Origin of the sequence: Roseococcus sp. (genome assembly GCF_965227005.1) — a bacterium.
GTDB lineage: Bacteria > Pseudomonadota > Alphaproteobacteria > Acetobacterales > Acetobacteraceae > Roseococcus.
In genome coordinates this window covers 58,310-72,702 of record NZ_CBDDFJ010000020.1, presented here as the reverse complement: position 1 = coordinate 72,702, position 14,393 = coordinate 58,310, and the positions used below count along the sequence as shown (strand labels likewise).

Here is a 14,393-nt window from a genome sequence, read left to right as displayed (position 1 = left end):
AAAATCAGGTCAGGCGAGTTCGAGGATCGCCTCGACCTCGACCGCGGCCCCACCCGGCAGGGCGGCCACGCCGATGGCGCTGCGCGCATGGCGCCCGGCCTCGCCGAAAACCTCGACCGCGAGGTCGGAGGCACCATTGATGACAGCCGGCTGCTCGCCGAAGCCCGGCGCGGAGTTCACATAGCCCGTCACGCGCAGCACGCGGGCGATCTTGTCGAGATTGCCGCCGGCCGCCGTCTTCGCATGGGGCGATGATGGAGAGCATGCAGGCCTTGGCCGCCGCTTGGGCCTCGGCGACCGAGATCGCGTCGCCGACCTGGCCGACCGGGAAGATCTTGCCGTCCTTACGGGGCACCTGGCCGGAGATGTAGACGGTCTTCCCCGAGATCGTGAACGGGACGTAGTTCGCGATGGGCGCGGTGGCCTCGGGCAGCGTCAGGCCCAGTTCGGCAAGGCGGGCTTCGATCTTCGACATCACATTCAATCCTTTAGGCGACAATGCGCAGGTTACGGGCCCGCGGCAGGGTCTTGGAGGGAGCCGAGGGCAGGTCGAGCGGCAGCAGCGGCGACTGCTCGGCGGCGCGGGCGGCGCTGTCGGGCGTCACGTCCTCGGCCTCGGGCTGCGGCAGCGCACCGCCCAGATAGTCGATCGCCAGGCGGCGGAAGGCCCAGTCCAGCACCGAGGTGGCGCGGGGGATATCGGGATCGCCCTCGACGATTCCGGCCGGGCCGAAGCGCGTATAGGCGAAGGCATCCACATATTCCGCCAGCGAGACGCCGCGCGCGAGACCGGCCGAAACCGCCTGGGCGAAGGAATCCATCAGGCTGCGGTAGTTGGCGCCCTCCTTGGAGAGGCTGAAGGCGACTTCCTTCAGCACGCCATCCTCTTCGGCAGTGCGTAGCGCGACCTTATGGCCGCCGACCGAGACATGCAGCGTCTGGCCGGTGCGTCGGCGCAGGACGGGCCGCGGCGTGGGGGCGGGGCGCGGGGCGGCCGGCATGGCGGCGGGCGCCGCGGGCGCGGTGTGCAGGAAGGGCGTCACGGCCGCGAGCATGGCGCGGCGCGAGCGGTCGCTCACCGGGCCGAGCAGCGCGGCCACGCGGGCCGGCGGGGCGCGCATCGCCGCGCGGGTCGGCACGTCCACGATGCCCGTCTCGGTCTCGACGGCACGGGTGGCGCCGGGGGCGGGGGCGATGCCGGCGGACTCGGCCCCCAGCAATGCTTCGGTGGCATCCGCCGGCGCCAGCGCCACCAGGGCCGCATGGCGCATTCCGGGCGCGGCGGCGGCCGAGTCGAGCGCGGCGCGGGCCGCGGCGGCGAGGCCGGGCAGGGGGGTCGACTCGGGCGGGGTGGGCCAGATCAGCGCCACCGGCTCGCGCGCGCCCAGACGGGCGGCCAGGCGGCCGCTCTGGGACTCGGCGGCGCCGCGGGTCAGGGCGGCGATGCCGGCCGCGACCTGCCGGGCCTCGGCGCTGTCGTAGGCGAGGTTCAGCGTGGCCAGTAGCCCGGCGAGATCGGCGAAGCCCAGCCGCAGCCGAGTCGCCTTGCCGCTGGACATGGCGTCCAGGAACATCACGGCGAGCGCGCAGGCCTCGCCATAGCCCTCCAGGTCGAAGCCGCCCTCGGGCTCGAGGAAGGCGGGGAGATTCAGCACGAAGCGGGGCTCGGCCCGGGCGTCGCCGCGCCAGACCTCGGCGCCGGGCGAGCCGCGACGGGTGAGGATCAGCGCGCGCCAGCCCTCGGCGAGCTGCGGCGCCTCTTCCGGCGTGAGCAGCCCGGCCTTCTGGCCGCGCTCCAGCGCCCTGGCGATCCAGGCCTCGACGACGCGCGGCAAGGTGGCCGGCCCGGTTCCGGGAACGAGAGCGGCCAGCGCGGCGGCGGCGTCCTCCTCCCAGCTCAGGGGCAGCGCCAAGGCGCGAGGCGGCGCGTCGGGGTCCGCGCCGATGCGGGTGCGCCGAAGCGCCACCCCTTCCCACAAGGTTCCGTCGAGACGTGCCATGGAGGGGAGCCTAGCGAGAGGTTGCCTCCAGGTGAAGCCGTATGATGTGGCCATATGCGGAACCTCCCACAACATCTTGTGGAAAACTCCGGGCCGCTCCGGCTTTGCCGCGGCGCGGTTTTATGCGATGCTGGGGCATGTCCTTCCTTCAGCTCCTCTCCACTAGGCTGACCGCCCGCAAGGTCGGGCGCGATGCCATCGGCAACACCTATTACGAGAGCAAGCGGCCGGATCCGATCTACGGCCGCACGCGCCGCACGGTCGCTCTGGCGCGTGGGTTGGACAGCTCGATCGTGCCGCCCGAGTGGCATGCCTGGCTGCATCACACGACGGATGCGCCGCTCGATCCGCCGAAATACGCCTGGCAGAAGCCCCACCAGCCCAATCTGACGGGAACGCCGATGGCGTGGCGTCCGCAGGGGCATGACTATGCCGGCGGTCAGCGCCGCGTGACCGGTGGCGACTACGAAGCCTGGACGCCGGGCGCCTGAAGCGCCATCTCCCCGGCCATGGCAGGGATGAGCTCATGAGGATGTGCATCGCATGAAGGGCCGCAGCATCGCTGAGGTCGCAACCGGCGCGATCGTGCTGGCCGCGGCCGGCATTTTTCTCGTCTATGCGGTTCTGCAGAGCGGGCGGTCGCCGCAGACCAGCGGAATCGCGCTCACCGCGCAGTTCGACCGCATCGACGGGCTGAATTCGGGCGCCGATGTTCGTATCGGCGGCGTGAAGATCGGCTCCGTGACCGACCTGCGAATCGACCCCCGGACCTTCCAGGCCGAGGTCGCGATGCGGGTGCGTTCCGATCTGCGCCTGCCCAATGACAGCTCGGCCGAGATCACCTCGGAAGGACTGCTGGGCGGCAAATACGTCTCCATCGTGCCCGGCGGCGCGGACCGCCTGCTGGCCGATGGTGGGCGCATCACCGAGACCCAGGGCTCGGTGAGCCTGGAGAGCCTGCTCGGCCGCTTCATCTTCTCGGTCACGCAGGTGAATGCGGCCAATGCCGCCGCCGCCGAGGGCAGCCATCCTGCCGCGCCGCCGGCCGCTCCGCCTCCCGCGACGGCACCGGCCGCCCCGCAATGAGCGCGGCGCCTGCCCTTTGGCCGGGTGCCGATGGGGAGCCGGTCTCCTGCCGCGAGAAGGTGAAGGTCCTGACGGAGAATCACGCGGAGGCGGAACAGGTGCTGAAGGATGCCTTCGAGGATGCGATCCTGATGGGCGTGGACGAGGCCGCGATGCGGCGCATTCTCACCGAGATGGTGGCCGGCCTGCCGAGCCCGAAGCGCCGATGATCCGCGCCCTCCTGCTGGCCGCGCTTCTGGCTTTCCCCGGACTCGCCTCGGCCCAGGAATGGGTGCCGCGCCGCAATGCCGAGATCCAGGCCCTGGACAAGGTGAATGCCCGCATCCTGACCCTGCGCGCCACGGTCGGCGAGCCGGCGCGCTTCGGCACGCTGACCATCCTGGTCCGCGCCTGCCATGCTCGCCCGGCCGACGAGGTGCCCGATGCCGCGGCCTTCCTGGAAATCACCGACGAGCGCAGCCCGGCCGGCGCCGGCCCGGTCTTCCGAGGCTGGATGTTCGCCGATGCCCCGGCCGTGAACATGTTCGAGCATCCGGTCTATGACCTGCGGATCCTGAGCTGCCGCTGAGGCGGCGGCTCGCTTCTAGAGCCTTCTTCGTTCGCCAGGGCTCACTTCGAAGTCTCTAGCTCTTTGTTTTTTTCGAGCATCTTTACCCGACCAGACGATTCCGTCTGATCGGGTGATGCTCTAGATCGCCGGCTCCCCCAGCGAGAGCATCAGACGGTTCGCCCAGTTGAAGAAGGCGGCCGACTGGATGAGGTCGGCGATGGCGAGGTCGTCCAGCCCATCGGCGCGCAGCCGTTCGATATGCTCAGGTCCGAAGGCCAGCGGCGTGCGCGTCAGCGCGACCGAGGCTTCGACCACCGCATTCCAGCTGTTCCCCAATTCGGTCTCCACGCCCTCGGCCAGAAGCTGATCCACGTCGACGTCGCGCTTGGAATAGGTGGCCGAGAAGCGCGCGTGGACCGAGGCGCAATAGATGCAGCCATTGAGGCGCGACACCGCCGTGGCGGCGAGTTCGCGCTCGGCGCGGGGAAGCCCGGCCTTGGTGTTGTAGAAGATGTCCTTGTCGGCGCGGGTGCGGGCCTCGAGCGTGTCGGGGTCGCGTGCCAGCAGCCGGAAATAGGGTGATTTCACCCGGTTCGCATCGACCAGGGCCGCGATGTGGCGCTCGGTCATGTCCTCGGGGGCCAGCGGCTCCAGCCAGGGCAGCCAGTCCACCTGCGCGCGGGTGAAGACCACGGGGGCCGTGTGCTCGGGCGGGGTGAGGGTGGTGTCGGTCATGCTCGGACTCCTCAGGACGCGCGGAGCAGCACGCGGAAGCCCGCGACCACCCGGATCTGGAAGGACAGGAAGGCGACGATCTGCGACAGGGTGACGAGATCGGTCGTCGTCCACCCGCCGGCGAGCACCCCGGCCAGCGACTCGGCCGAGGCGTCGCGGGGGTGGAAGACCAGCATGTGCACATGCGGGAAGGCGGCGGCGAGGCGCGGGCCGAGGGCGGCCTTGGTCGCGGCATCCACGGAATAGACGGGGCCGGCGGCATCCTCGCGGCTCAGCGGTCCTGCCGGGAAGGCGCCGTAGGGCCCCTGGGTGATGGTCTGCGCGACGGCCGACTCGACGGCGGCGCGCAGCGCGGCGTCGGTCAGGCGCGCGGTGTAGAAGGCGAGCGTCTCGGCCTCGCCATGCAGGCCCACGACGTAGCAGGCCAGAGCGAATCGCTCGGCGGCGGTGGCACCGGCCAGGTCGGAGGGGGTGAAGAGCGCGTCATAGCTCTTCTGCGCATGGGTGCGGGCCTCGGGCCGCTGGGCGCGGATCGCATCCATCGCCGAGCCCGGCGCGATGCCGACGAGCTGGTCGATCACGTCGAGGGTCATGTTCGTTCTCTCCCCAAATCCCGCCGCGTCAGGCGACGTGGCGCATGCCTTCGCGGTGCCAGCCGAATTCCGGCGCCACCTTCTCCGCCACCAGCTCGATCGACCGCAGAATGAAGGCGTGCGGCGGATCGATCGAATGGATCTGCACCGCGAGGTCGGTCGAGCGCGCGAGGGCGCTGTCCGACTTCAGCGAGGCGACGACATCCTCGGCCGTGCCGAGATGCACGTCCATGCTGGCGATGAGCTCCTTGGTCGTCTCCGTGCCGGTGGCGCGTCCCTGGCGCGCCAGCCGGGCGAGAAAACGCTGGAGGCCGATATCGGCGAGGCGGTGGGCCTCGGCCCGGTCGTCGGTCACGAAGACCGAGCGCGAGGCCAGGATGCGCGGCGCGCGGTCGGGCGGCAGCGCCTCCAGATAGGCGTCGATCATCGGATTCTGGACGTCGGACAGGGACTGGCCCTCCGGGCGCGGCTGCGTGCGCGAGAGCAGCAGCCCGTCGCCGGCCGCCCCCGCGCGGCGGGCGCCCTCCACCGTGAAGGTCGCCTGCCAGATGCGGTCGATGAGGCTGGACGGGGCGGGCGGATAGAGCGTGTCGCCGCCCGGCAGCGCCCGGCCGGCGAGGGCGTCCATCATGGCGCGGGTGTTCTCGGCGAAGATCCGGCCGCGCTCTTCGCTGTCCAGCCCGAAGGCCTTGAAGGCGGCGAAGTTTCCGCCCGGCCCGATTCCGAGCTCCAGCCGTCCCCCGCTCATCAGATCGAGCACGGCGGCGTCCTCGGCCACGCGCAGCGGCAGCTCCAGCGGCAAGGTGACGATTCCGGTGCCCAGGCGGATCCGCGAGGTTCGCGCGGCGAGATTGCCCAGGAAGACGAAGGGCGCGGGCAGCCCGCCCTCGTCCTCATGGAAATGGTGCTGGGCGATCCAGGCGGAATCGAAGCCGCAGCGCTCGGCATGCAGGATCTGCTCCGCCGCGAGGCGGTAGCGCTCGGCCGCGCTGGTGACATCGAGCAGGCGCGTGAAGAAGCCGAGGCGCAGGGGACGGGTCATGGAGGCATCCTAAGCCACGGACGCGCCGCCGAGATAGGCGTCGCGGATGCGCGGGTCGCGCAGCAGCTCGCTAGCGGGCCCCTGGAGCGCGATCTGGCCGGTCTGCAGCACATAGCCGTAATGGGCGATGCCGAGGGCGAGGCTGGCATTCTGCTCCACCATGAAGATGGTCACGCCCTCGCGGTTGATGGTCTGGATCAGCTCCAGCACGCGGTCCACGAAGAGTGGCGAGAGGCCCATGGTGGGCTCGTCCATCACGATCAGCTTGGGGCGGCCCATCATGGCGCGGGCCATGGCCAGCATCTGCTGCTCGCCGCCGGACATGGTGCCGGCGCGTTGCTTCAGCCGCTCGCGCAGGCGGGGGAAGAGGGTGAGTACGCGCTCCTCGTCCTGGGCGATTCCCGGCTTGTCGCTGCGGGTATAGGCGCCCATCAGCAGGTTCTCGCGGACGGTCATCGCGCCGAAGAGCCGCCGCGCCTCGGGCACGGAACCGATGCCGCGCCGGATGATCTGCGGCGTGGGCAGGCCGGTGATATCCGCGCCGTCGAACCAGACCTTCCCCGAGCGCGGGCGCAGGAGACCGAGGATGGTCTTCATCGTCGTCGACTTGCCGCTGGCATTGCCGCCGAGCAGGCAGACGATATGGCCGCGCTCCACCGTGAGCGTCAGGTCGAAATGCACCTGCACCGGGCCGTAGAAGGAGTTGATGCCATCCAGCTTGAGGAGGGGCAGCTTGGGCAGGGGATCAGGCATCGGGCGCGGCCTCGATACGGGTGCCGGTCTCGCGATGGCCGAGATAGGCCTCGATGACGGCGGGGTCGTTGCGGACCTCCTGCGGCAGGCCCTCGGCAATGCGCGCGCCGTTGTCCATGACGATGATCCGGTCGGACAGGCGCATCACCATCTCCAGCTTGTGCTCGATGAGCAGGATGGTCAGGCCGCCGCGCTTGAGGTCGTGGATGATCTCCTGCATCTCGGCCGTCTCGGTCTGGTTCATTCCCGCGGTGGGCTCGTCGAGCATCAGCAGCCTCGGGCGCAGGGCCAAAGCGCGGGCGATCTCCGTGCGGCGGCGATTGGCGTAGGAGAGGCTGAAGGCGGGGTGGTCCAGCCGCGGCGTCAGGCGCTCGCCGAAGCGGGTGAGGATCGCCTTGGCTTCCTCGCGCAGCGCCTCCTCCTCGTCGCGCACCGATTTGGGGCGGATGGCGGCAAGCGCGAATTCCAGCAGCGGGCCGAGGAGGGGCGTGGTGGGGCGCACGGCGGCAAGACGCGTGTGCGCGCCGACCAGCACATTGTCGAGGACGGAGAGATTGCCGAAGACGCGCCCGTGCTGAAAGGTCCGCGCCAGGCCCATTCCGGCGAGCTTCTCCGGCGCCGCGCCGGTGATGTCCTGGCCGAGAAACGTCACCGATCCCGCATCCGGCGGGTCGAGCCCGCTGATGAGGTTGAACAGCGTCGTCTTGCCCGCGCCGTTGGGGCCGATGATGGAGAGAAGCTCGCCCTCGCGCAGATCGAGCACGGCATCCTTCACGGCATGCACGCCGCCGAAGCTTTTCTGGAGGCCGCGGACCTGCAGCATCACACCGTCCCCATCAGGCCCTGGGGGCGGAAGCGGATCAGCAGGAGCAGCACCACGCCGTAGATCAGGATGCGGTATTCGGCGAGGCCACGGAACGCCTCCGGCAGCGCGATGAGCAGCGTCGCGCCGAGCACCGCGCCGATGACATTCCCCATGCCGCCCAGGATCACCATGGTCAGCGCGAGAATGGAGATGCTGGCGCCGAAGGTCTCGTGGTTGATGTAGGAATAGACATGGGCGGTGATGGCCCCGCTGATGCCGGCCGCGAAGCCGCCATAGGCGAAGGCCAGCGCCTTGTAGCGATCGCCGCTCACGCCGTAGGAACGCGCGGCCACGCTGTCGTCGCGGATGGCGCGCCAGCTTCGCCCGAGATGCGAGTTCAGCAGCCGCGCCTGGAGCATCGCCAGGAGCACCAGCACGCCGAGCGAGATCCAATAGGTGCTTTCCACCGAGCCGAGGTCGTGGCCGAAAATCTCCAGCGGCGGAATGCCGCCGAGGCCGATGGCGCCATGCGTCAGCCCGTTCCAGTTCAGGATGACCAGCGAGACGATCTCGCCGATGCCCAGCGTGGCGATGGAGACGTAGTGGCCCGTCAGCCGGAAGGCGGGGAAGACCAGCGCGGTGCCGAGCGCGGCGGTGATCAGCCCCGCCATCGGGATCGCCAGCGCGACGGGCCAGCCCGCATCCAGCGCCAGCAGTCCCGAGGCATAGCCGCCGATCGCCAGCAGCGCGGCATGGCCGAGCGAGACCTGGCCGACGGTGCCCGCCACCAGCGTCAGGCTGAGCGCCAGCATGGCGTAGAGGAAGGAATTCGCCCCGACCTGAAGCAGGTAGGGATGCCCCGTCAGCGGCAGCAGCGCCGCCAGCAGGATCACCGCCGCCACGGCCCATTTCGGCACGCGGATGGGCTTGGAGCGGGCGATGAAGGTGCCGGTCATCGGCTCAGGCGGTGTGGCGCGGCGGCCGGAGAACAGCCCGTTCGGCCGCCACAGCAGCATCGCGATCAGCAGCACGAAGGCGAAGAGGTTGCGGTAGGAGGTGCCGAAGATGGCGATGCCGTAGCTCTCGGTCAGCCCCAGGATCAGCGAGCCGCCGATGGCGCCGGGCACATTGCCCAGGCCGCCGATGATCAGCGCCACGATGCCTTTCAGCGTCGCCTCGAAGCTCATCGCGGGATTGATCTGGTTGTAATACATGCCGACCAGCAGGCCGCTCACCCCGCCGAGCGCCGAGGCGATGGCGAAGACCGCCATGTTCACCTTGTTGATGTCCACGCCCATCTGCAGCGCCGCGTCGGAATCCTGCGCCGTCGCGCGCACCGCCCAGCCGAGCTTCGTGAAGCGCAGGAAGCCGTAAAGCACCGCCGCCGAGACGATGCCGATGCCGGCGATCAGCAGGTCCAACGCGCCGATGGTCCCGCCGCCGACCTGGATGCGCCATTCCGGCACCTGCATCGGCACCGCGCGCGGATCGGGCGAGAAGACGAGCTGCACCAACTGGTCGAGCACCAGCCCGATGCCGATGGTGGAGAGCAGCGGGGCGATGCGCGAGGCACCTTGCAAGGGCCGCAGCCCGATCCGCTCGATCGCGACGCCGAGCCCGCCGCAGACGAGGACGACGCACAACAAGGTGAGGGGCAGCGGCGTGCCCAGATAGGTGATGGCCGCCCAGCCCACATAGGCGCCGACCACATAGACCGAGCCATGCGCGAAGTTCACCAGGTTCGACACGCCGTAGATCAGCGCGAGGCCGACCGCGAGAAGCGCGTAGATATTGCCGATGACGAACCCGTTCACCGTGTAGTCGAACCAGGCGCTCATGAAGGGGCGCTCATGCGGGGGCCATCCCCGCTGCGGGGCGCGGCATCAGGCGGGTGCACCGCCCTCGAAGAGCTGGAAGCGCCCATCGCGCACGACCAGCCGCTTGTAGCGCGCGCCCGCGACGCGGCGGGTCTCGGTGTCGAACCGGATGGTCCCGAAGATCACGCTGGGAACGTCGCGGATCTGGGCGATGCCCTGGCGGATCGCCGGGCGCGTGACGCCGTAGCGATTCACCAGCGTCGAGACGAGGACCATCGTGTCATAGGCGGTGGCGTTGAAGGTGTCCGGGTCGCGGTTGAACTTGGCCTTGAAGGCGGAGACGAAGCGCTGCACCTCGGCCCGCGGCTCCTCGGGGAAAAAGGTGGTGATGACGTGCACGCCGTTCACCGCCTCGCCGCCGAGCTCGATCAGCTTGGGCGAATAGACCGAGCTGACCGCCACGATGGGCTGCGGCAGGCCGAGGGTGCGGATCTGCCGCACGATGGTCGCCGCGTCGGCGTAATAGGCGATGATGACGATGCAGTCCGGATTGCTGTCGCGGATGCGGACCAGCGTGGAGCGGAAGTCGCGCTCATTGGGCAGGAAGCCCTCGGCCTGCGTGACCACCGCGCCCTTCTGGGTCGCGGCCGCCTGGAAGAGGTTGCGGCTGGTGACGCCCCAATCGGTGTTGAGGTGGATCAGGCCCAGCCGCCGCTTGCCCAACCCGCTGACGGCGTAGTCGGCGAGGTTGGGCTGCTCCTCCGCCTGGCTGATGGAGCTGCTCCACATGTAGTCGCCGCCCTTGGTGAAATCGGGATGCGAGTTGGTGAAGCCGAATTGCACCAGGCGCGCGCGCTGATAGATGGGCGAGGCCGCCATCGAGGCGGGCGAGGAGAAGTCGCCCAGCTCCATGATGATGCGTGGGTCGTTCACGAACTTCTGCGCGATGGCGACGGATTGCCGCGGATCGCTCTGGCTGTCCTCGAAGACGTATTGGATCGGGATCTGCGCCGTCGGGTTCAGCTCCTCCAGCGCGAGGTCGAAGGAGTCCTTCCATTGCGCGCCATATTGCGCGTTCGGGCCGGTGAGCGGGCCGCTGACGCCGACGAAGGCGGGCGGCGCGGCCTCCGCCGCGCGGGACAGCGCGGCGGAGGCCAAAGCGGCGGAAAGGACGGACCGACGATGCAACGTCATGATGCTCTCCTACAGGCAGGTGGCCGTGTAGCGCCTTCGCAGAGCGGTCATCATGAAGCCGGAACCATCGTTCCGCCAAGCGCCAAATATCAGCTCTTCATCCCGGTGATGGAGCCCGAAACCGCCCGGGGGTCGCGCATCGGCCAGCGGCCGCAATCCACCTGCACCACGAAGGCGCCGACCAGGCGGTTGAACTCGTCGGGATCCTCGATGTTGATGGTGTGCCCGCAATTCGGCATGACCGAGAGCGCCGCCGAGGGGATGTTCTGCTTCATCAGCAGCGCGGGCTGCAGGCAGGGCCAGTCCTCGTCACCGGTCAGCACCAGGGTCGGCACGGTCAGCGCGCGCATCTGATCGACCAGCGTGTAGAGCGAGGGGCGGGAGCCCTGCACGCCGAGCTGCGTATTGGCCGAGCCGAGGGCGGAATGCTCGGCGAGCATGGTCACGAATTCGGCGAAGCCGCGCGGGTCCTTGTTCTGGTACTGCACGCGGGTCGGGCCATAGCCGTAATGATGGGCGAACTTCTCCATGCCGCCCTCCATCAGCATCCTCGCGCTGGCCTGGGCCTCGCCCTTGAACTTTTCCTGCTGGTCGAGCTCGGCGCCGTAGCCGCAGCCCGAGACGGTGAGCGACAGCGCGCGCGTGGGATGGCGGAAGCCGAAATGCAGCGTGGCGAAGCCGCCCATCGAAAGGCCGACGACATGCGCCTTCTCGATGCCCAGATGGTCCAGCACGGCGAGGATGTCGTCCGCCGCCCGGGCCTGGGAATAGCTGGAGGACTGCGCCGGCACGTCGGAGGGCGGATAGCCGCGGGCATTGTAGCAGATGGCGCGGTAGCGCTGGCCGAAATGCCGCATCTGCGGCTCCCAGCTGCGCATGTCGCCGGCGAATTCATGGACGAAGATCACGGGCGTGCCGCTGCCCGTCTCCTCGAAATAGAGCTTCACGCCGTCATCGGTGGTCGCATGGGGCATCGTGTCGAACTTCGGCCTCGGCCGCCTTCTTCTGCTACGGGTCCCGTGCAGGATACAGGGCGAAGGCGAGGTCCAGAAAGGGGGAGCGCCTTCGAGGACGGGTTGCGGCCACGCCGATCCTCCCCAGTTCTGGCAGCGTCGCCCATCCGGTCGGCGGTTCCACCAGGATCGCGTTCATGCCCCCCATTCTCTCCATTTGCGGCGCCGAGAAGCGCTATCCGACGGGCCTGACCGCGCTCGGCGGCATCGATCTCGAGGTCCAACGCGGCGAGATCTTCGCGCTGCTCGGTCCCAACGGCGCCGGCAAGACCACCTTGATCAGCGTCGTTTGCGGGACGGTCACGATGAGCGCGGGCTCCGTGAGCGTCGGCGGCCATGACGTGGTGCGGGACTACCGCGCGGCCCGTGCCACCATCGGCTTGGTGCCGCAGGAGATCTCGCTCGATATCTTCGCGACCGTCTGGAACACCGTCCGATTCAGCCGGGGCCTTTTCGGCCGCGCGCCCGATCCCGCCTATCTGGAGCAGCTGCTGCGCGACCTGTCGCTCTGGGAAAAGCGCGACAGCCGCACCATCGAGCTCTCGGGCGGCATGAAGCGCCGTGTGATGATCGCCAAGGCCTTGAGCCACGAGCCCGATCTGCTGTTCCTTGACGAGCCGACCGCGGGCGTCGACGTCAATCTCCGTCGCGACATGTGGGTGCTGGTCCGCAAGCTGCGCGACAAGGGCGTCACCATCGTGCTGACCACTCATTATATCGAGGAGGCCGAGGAAATGGCCGATCGCGTCGGCGTCATCGACAAGGGACGCCTTCTCCTGGTGGAGGACACGGCAGCCCTGATGCGCAAGTTCGGCCAGCGCCGGCTGCGCCTCGCCCTGCGGAAGCCCATGACGAGCCTGCCCCCCGAGCTCGCGGAATGGCCACTCGAAATCCAGGCCGATGGCCATCAGCTCCTTTATACCTTCGACGCCGAGGGCGAGGGCACCGGTATACCGGGTCTGCTGCGCCGCCTCGGCGAACTGGGCATCGACTTCAAGGACCTGGAGACGGAGCGCAGCTCGCTCGAGGATGTCTTCGTCAGCCTGGTGGGGCGCGCGTGATGCCGCTGATCAATCGCAACGGCATCTGGGCGATCTACCGCACCGAGATGGCGCGGGCCCTGCGGACCGTCTGGCAGAGCATCGCGACGCCGGTGATCACGACGGCGCTGTATTTCGTGGTCTTCGGCGGGGCGATCGGCTCGCATATGCAGCAGGTCGGTGGCGTGGACTACGGCGCCTTCATCGTGCCCGGGCTGATCATGCTGACGATCCTCACCCAGAGCATCTCCAACGCCTCCATCGCCATCTATTTCCCGAAATTCACCGGCACCATCTTCGAGATCCTCTCCGCGCCGCTTTCGGGCCTGGAGGCGGTGGTCGCCTATGTCGGGGCGGCCGCGACGAAATCGGTCGTGATCGGGCTGATCATCCTGCTGACCGCGACCTTCTTCGTGAAGGTCGAGATCCTGCATCCCTTCTGGATGGTCGCCTTCCTGCTGATCACCTGCATCACCTTCAGCCTTTTCGGATTTATCATCGGCATCTGGGCGCGGAACTTCGAGCAGCTCGCTATCATCCCCTCGCTGGTGGTCACGCCGCTGACCTTCCTGGGCGGGGCCTTCTATTCGATCGACATGCTGCCGCAGCCCTGGCGGACCATCAGCCTGTTCAACCCGGTCGTCTATCTGGTCAGCGGCTTTCGCTGGAGCTTCTTCGGGACCGGCGATGTCAGCGTGGCCGCGAGCCTCGGCTTCACGGCGGGCTTCATGGCGCTGTGCCTCGCCGTGCTGTGGTGGATCTTCCGCACGGGTTACCGGCTGAAGTCCTGACCGCCGGGCGTTAATCGAGCTTGATGCCCGCGCGCCGCAGCACGTCGGCCCAGAGCGCCATGTCACGCTCGATCGCGGCGGTGAGCGGCGCGCCGCTCGCGAAATAGGGTTCGAAGCCGTTGGAGGCCATGGCGGTCAGCGTCGCCGGGTCCGACAGGACGCGCTGGACGGCCTGAGCCAGGGTCCGCTCGACGGGAGCGGGAGTCCCGAGCGGCGTGGAAAAGGAATAGCTCAACTCCGCCGCGTAGTCGGGCAGGAACTCGCTCATCGTCGGCAGGTCCGGCAGGGTGGCCGATTTGCGCGACGAAGCCGTGGCCAGGGGCCTGACCTGCCCGTCCTGCACCAGCGCGAGCACGGCGCTGAGCGAGGCGAACATCACCTGCACCTCATTGCCCAGGATGCCGGCGATCGAGGGGCCGGTGCCGCGATAATGCACGTTCTCCATCTGCGTGCCGGCCATCAGGTCGAACATCACCGCCGAGAGATGCTGCGAGGTGAGCGGCCCGGCCGTTCCATGATTCACCTGTCCTGGCCGCGCACGAAGATAGGCGATGAACTCCGGCACGGTCGTGGACGGCACGGTCCGGTTGACCACCAGGATATTGTGCGTGATCGCGGCCCGCGCGACGTGATGGATCGCCGTGCGCGGATCGAAGCCGTCCTTGACGATGGAGGCCGTGCCGTTGAACAGCAGCGTATAGCCATCCGCCGGCGATTGCCCGACGGCCCGCACGCCGATGATGCTGCCCGCCCCGGGGCGGTTGTCCACGACCACCGGCTGGCCGAGGACCTCGCCCAGTTTCGCACCGAGGATGCGCCCGCAGATATCCGTGCCGCCGCCGGGGGGAAAGGGAATGACGAGCCGGATCGGCCGGTTCGGCCAGGTGTTCGCCAAGGCCGCCGGCGCCGCCAGGCCCGCCGCCGCGCCGGCCATGAACACGCGCCTCTTCATCGTCATCGTCGGTTTCCTTCCC

At 68.9% G+C, this 14,393-nt stretch carries 17 protein-coding genes and 1 pseudogene; 6 read left to right on the top strand and 12 right to left on the bottom strand.

What is annotated here, in order from left to right; genetic code table 11:
• Positions 1-9: 9 nt before the first annotated feature.
• From ACO057_RS10620 to ACO057_RS10610, 3 genes and pseudogenes are all read right to left on the bottom strand, one after another.
• Positions 10-201, bottom strand: coding sequence for a RidA family protein (locus tag ACO057_RS10620; RefSeq protein ID WP_421991423.1), 192 nt, complete (start codon positions 199-201; stop codon positions 10-12).
• A gap of 97 nt (positions 202-298) precedes the next feature.
• Positions 299-475: pseudogene (locus tag ACO057_RS10615) on the bottom strand (RidA family protein); the annotation flags it as partial.
• 13 nt (positions 476-488) lie between these two features.
• Positions 489-2,000, bottom strand: a complete 1,512-nt coding sequence (locus ACO057_RS10610; protein ID WP_421991421.1) for a TSCPD domain-containing protein — start codon at positions 1,998-2,000, stop codon at positions 489-491.
• A gap of 137 nt (positions 2,001-2,137) precedes the next feature.
• On the opposite strand from ACO057_RS10610, the gene ACO057_RS10605 reads away from it, so the two are divergent.
• The 4 genes from ACO057_RS10605 to ACO057_RS10590 are packed head-to-tail and all read left to right on the top strand — an operon-like array spanning position 2,138 to position 3,654.
• Positions 2,138-2,491 carry an NADH-ubiquinone oxidoreductase subunit NDUFA12 family protein gene (locus ACO057_RS10605; RefSeq protein WP_421991419.1) on the top strand — a complete coding sequence of 118 codons (354 nt, stop codon included), beginning with the start codon at positions 2,138-2,140 and terminating at the stop codon, positions 2,489-2,491.
• A 52-nt stretch (positions 2,492-2,543) separates the two neighbouring features.
• The gene (mlaD, locus tag ACO057_RS10600) at positions 2,544-3,086 is read left to right on the top strand and encodes an outer membrane lipid asymmetry maintenance protein MlaD (protein ID WP_421991417.1); all 543 of its coding nucleotides are present in this window, start codon (positions 2,544-2,546) and stop codon (positions 3,084-3,086) included.
• The gene (locus ACO057_RS10595; protein WP_421991415.1) at positions 3,083-3,295 is read left to right on the top strand and encodes a hypothetical protein; all 213 of its coding nucleotides are present in this window, start codon (positions 3,083-3,085) and stop codon (positions 3,293-3,295) included. The genes mlaD and ACO057_RS10595 overlap by 4 nt, the downstream gene beginning before the upstream one ends.
• A complete protein-coding gene (locus ACO057_RS10590) occupies positions 3,292-3,654 on the top strand; it encodes a DUF2155 domain-containing protein (RefSeq protein WP_421991413.1) in 363 nt (120 codons plus the stop codon). Before ACO057_RS10595 ends, ACO057_RS10590 begins: the two co-directional genes overlap by 4 nt.
• 120 nt (positions 3,655-3,774) lie before the next feature.
• On the opposite strand, the gene ACO057_RS10585 is transcribed toward ACO057_RS10590, so the two are convergent.
• The 8 genes from ACO057_RS10585 to ACO057_RS10550 all read right to left on the bottom strand — a co-directional run bounded on the left by ACO057_RS10585 (position 3,775) and on the right by ACO057_RS10550 (position 11,549).
• The gene (locus tag ACO057_RS10585) at positions 3,775-4,371 is read right to left on the bottom strand and encodes an alkylhydroperoxidase domain protein (protein ID WP_421991411.1); all 597 of its coding nucleotides are present in this window, start codon (positions 4,369-4,371) and stop codon (positions 3,775-3,777) included.
• An 11-nt stretch (positions 4,372-4,382) separates the two neighbouring features.
• Positions 4,383-4,964: a CMD domain protein gene (locus ACO057_RS10580; RefSeq protein WP_421991409.1), complete on the bottom strand. Its 582-nt coding sequence runs from the start codon at positions 4,962-4,964 to the stop codon at positions 4,383-4,385.
• A 28-nt stretch (positions 4,965-4,992) separates the two neighbouring features.
• Positions 4,993-6,006 carry a putative FMN-dependent luciferase-like monooxygenase gene (locus tag ACO057_RS10575; RefSeq protein WP_421991407.1) on the bottom strand — a complete coding sequence of 338 codons (1,014 nt, stop codon included), beginning with the start codon at positions 6,004-6,006 and terminating at the stop codon, positions 4,993-4,995.
• A gap of 9 nt (positions 6,007-6,015) precedes the next feature.
• On the bottom strand, positions 6,016-6,759 hold the full coding sequence (locus ACO057_RS10570) for an ABC transporter ATP-binding protein (protein ID WP_421991405.1): 744 nt from the start codon (positions 6,757-6,759) through the stop codon (positions 6,016-6,018).
• Positions 6,752-7,582 carry an ABC transporter ATP-binding protein gene (locus tag ACO057_RS10565; protein WP_421991403.1) on the bottom strand — a complete coding sequence of 277 codons (831 nt, stop codon included), beginning with the start codon at positions 7,580-7,582 and terminating at the stop codon, positions 6,752-6,754. Before ACO057_RS10565 ends, ACO057_RS10570 begins: the two co-directional genes overlap by 8 nt.
• Entirely contained in the window at positions 7,582-9,402 is a 1,821-nt protein-coding gene (locus ACO057_RS10560) for an ABC transporter permease (protein ID WP_421991401.1), read from the bottom strand. The genes ACO057_RS10565 and ACO057_RS10560 overlap by 1 nt, the downstream gene beginning before the upstream one ends.
• A gap of 45 nt (positions 9,403-9,447) precedes the next feature.
• On the bottom strand, positions 9,448-10,575 hold the full coding sequence (locus ACO057_RS10555; RefSeq protein ID WP_421991399.1) for an ABC transporter substrate-binding protein: 1,128 nt from the start codon (positions 10,573-10,575) through the stop codon (positions 9,448-9,450).
• Between the two features lie 89 nt (positions 10,576-10,664).
• Complete coding sequence (locus ACO057_RS10550; protein ID WP_421991397.1) at positions 10,665-11,549, bottom strand: alpha/beta fold hydrolase; 885 nt, start codon at positions 11,547-11,549, stop codon at positions 10,665-10,667.
• Between the two features lie 176 nt (positions 11,550-11,725).
• Here ACO057_RS10550 and ACO057_RS10545 point away from each other — a divergent pair, with 176 nt between their 5' ends.
• The gene (locus ACO057_RS10545) at positions 11,726-12,649 is read left to right on the top strand and encodes an ABC transporter ATP-binding protein (RefSeq protein ID WP_421991395.1); all 924 of its coding nucleotides are present in this window, start codon (positions 11,726-11,728) and stop codon (positions 12,647-12,649) included.
• Complete coding sequence (locus ACO057_RS10540) at positions 12,649-13,419, top strand: ABC transporter permease (protein ID WP_421991393.1); 771 nt, start codon at positions 12,649-12,651, stop codon at positions 13,417-13,419. Before ACO057_RS10545 ends, ACO057_RS10540 begins: the two co-directional genes overlap by 1 nt.
• A 10-nt stretch (positions 13,420-13,429) precedes the next feature.
• Here ACO057_RS10540 and ACO057_RS10535 read toward each other — a convergent pair whose 3' ends face one another.
• Positions 13,430-14,377, bottom strand: a complete 948-nt coding sequence (locus ACO057_RS10535) for a Bug family tripartite tricarboxylate transporter substrate binding protein (RefSeq protein ID WP_421991391.1) — start codon at positions 14,375-14,377, stop codon at positions 13,430-13,432.
• Positions 14,378-14,393: the final 16 nt, after the last annotated feature.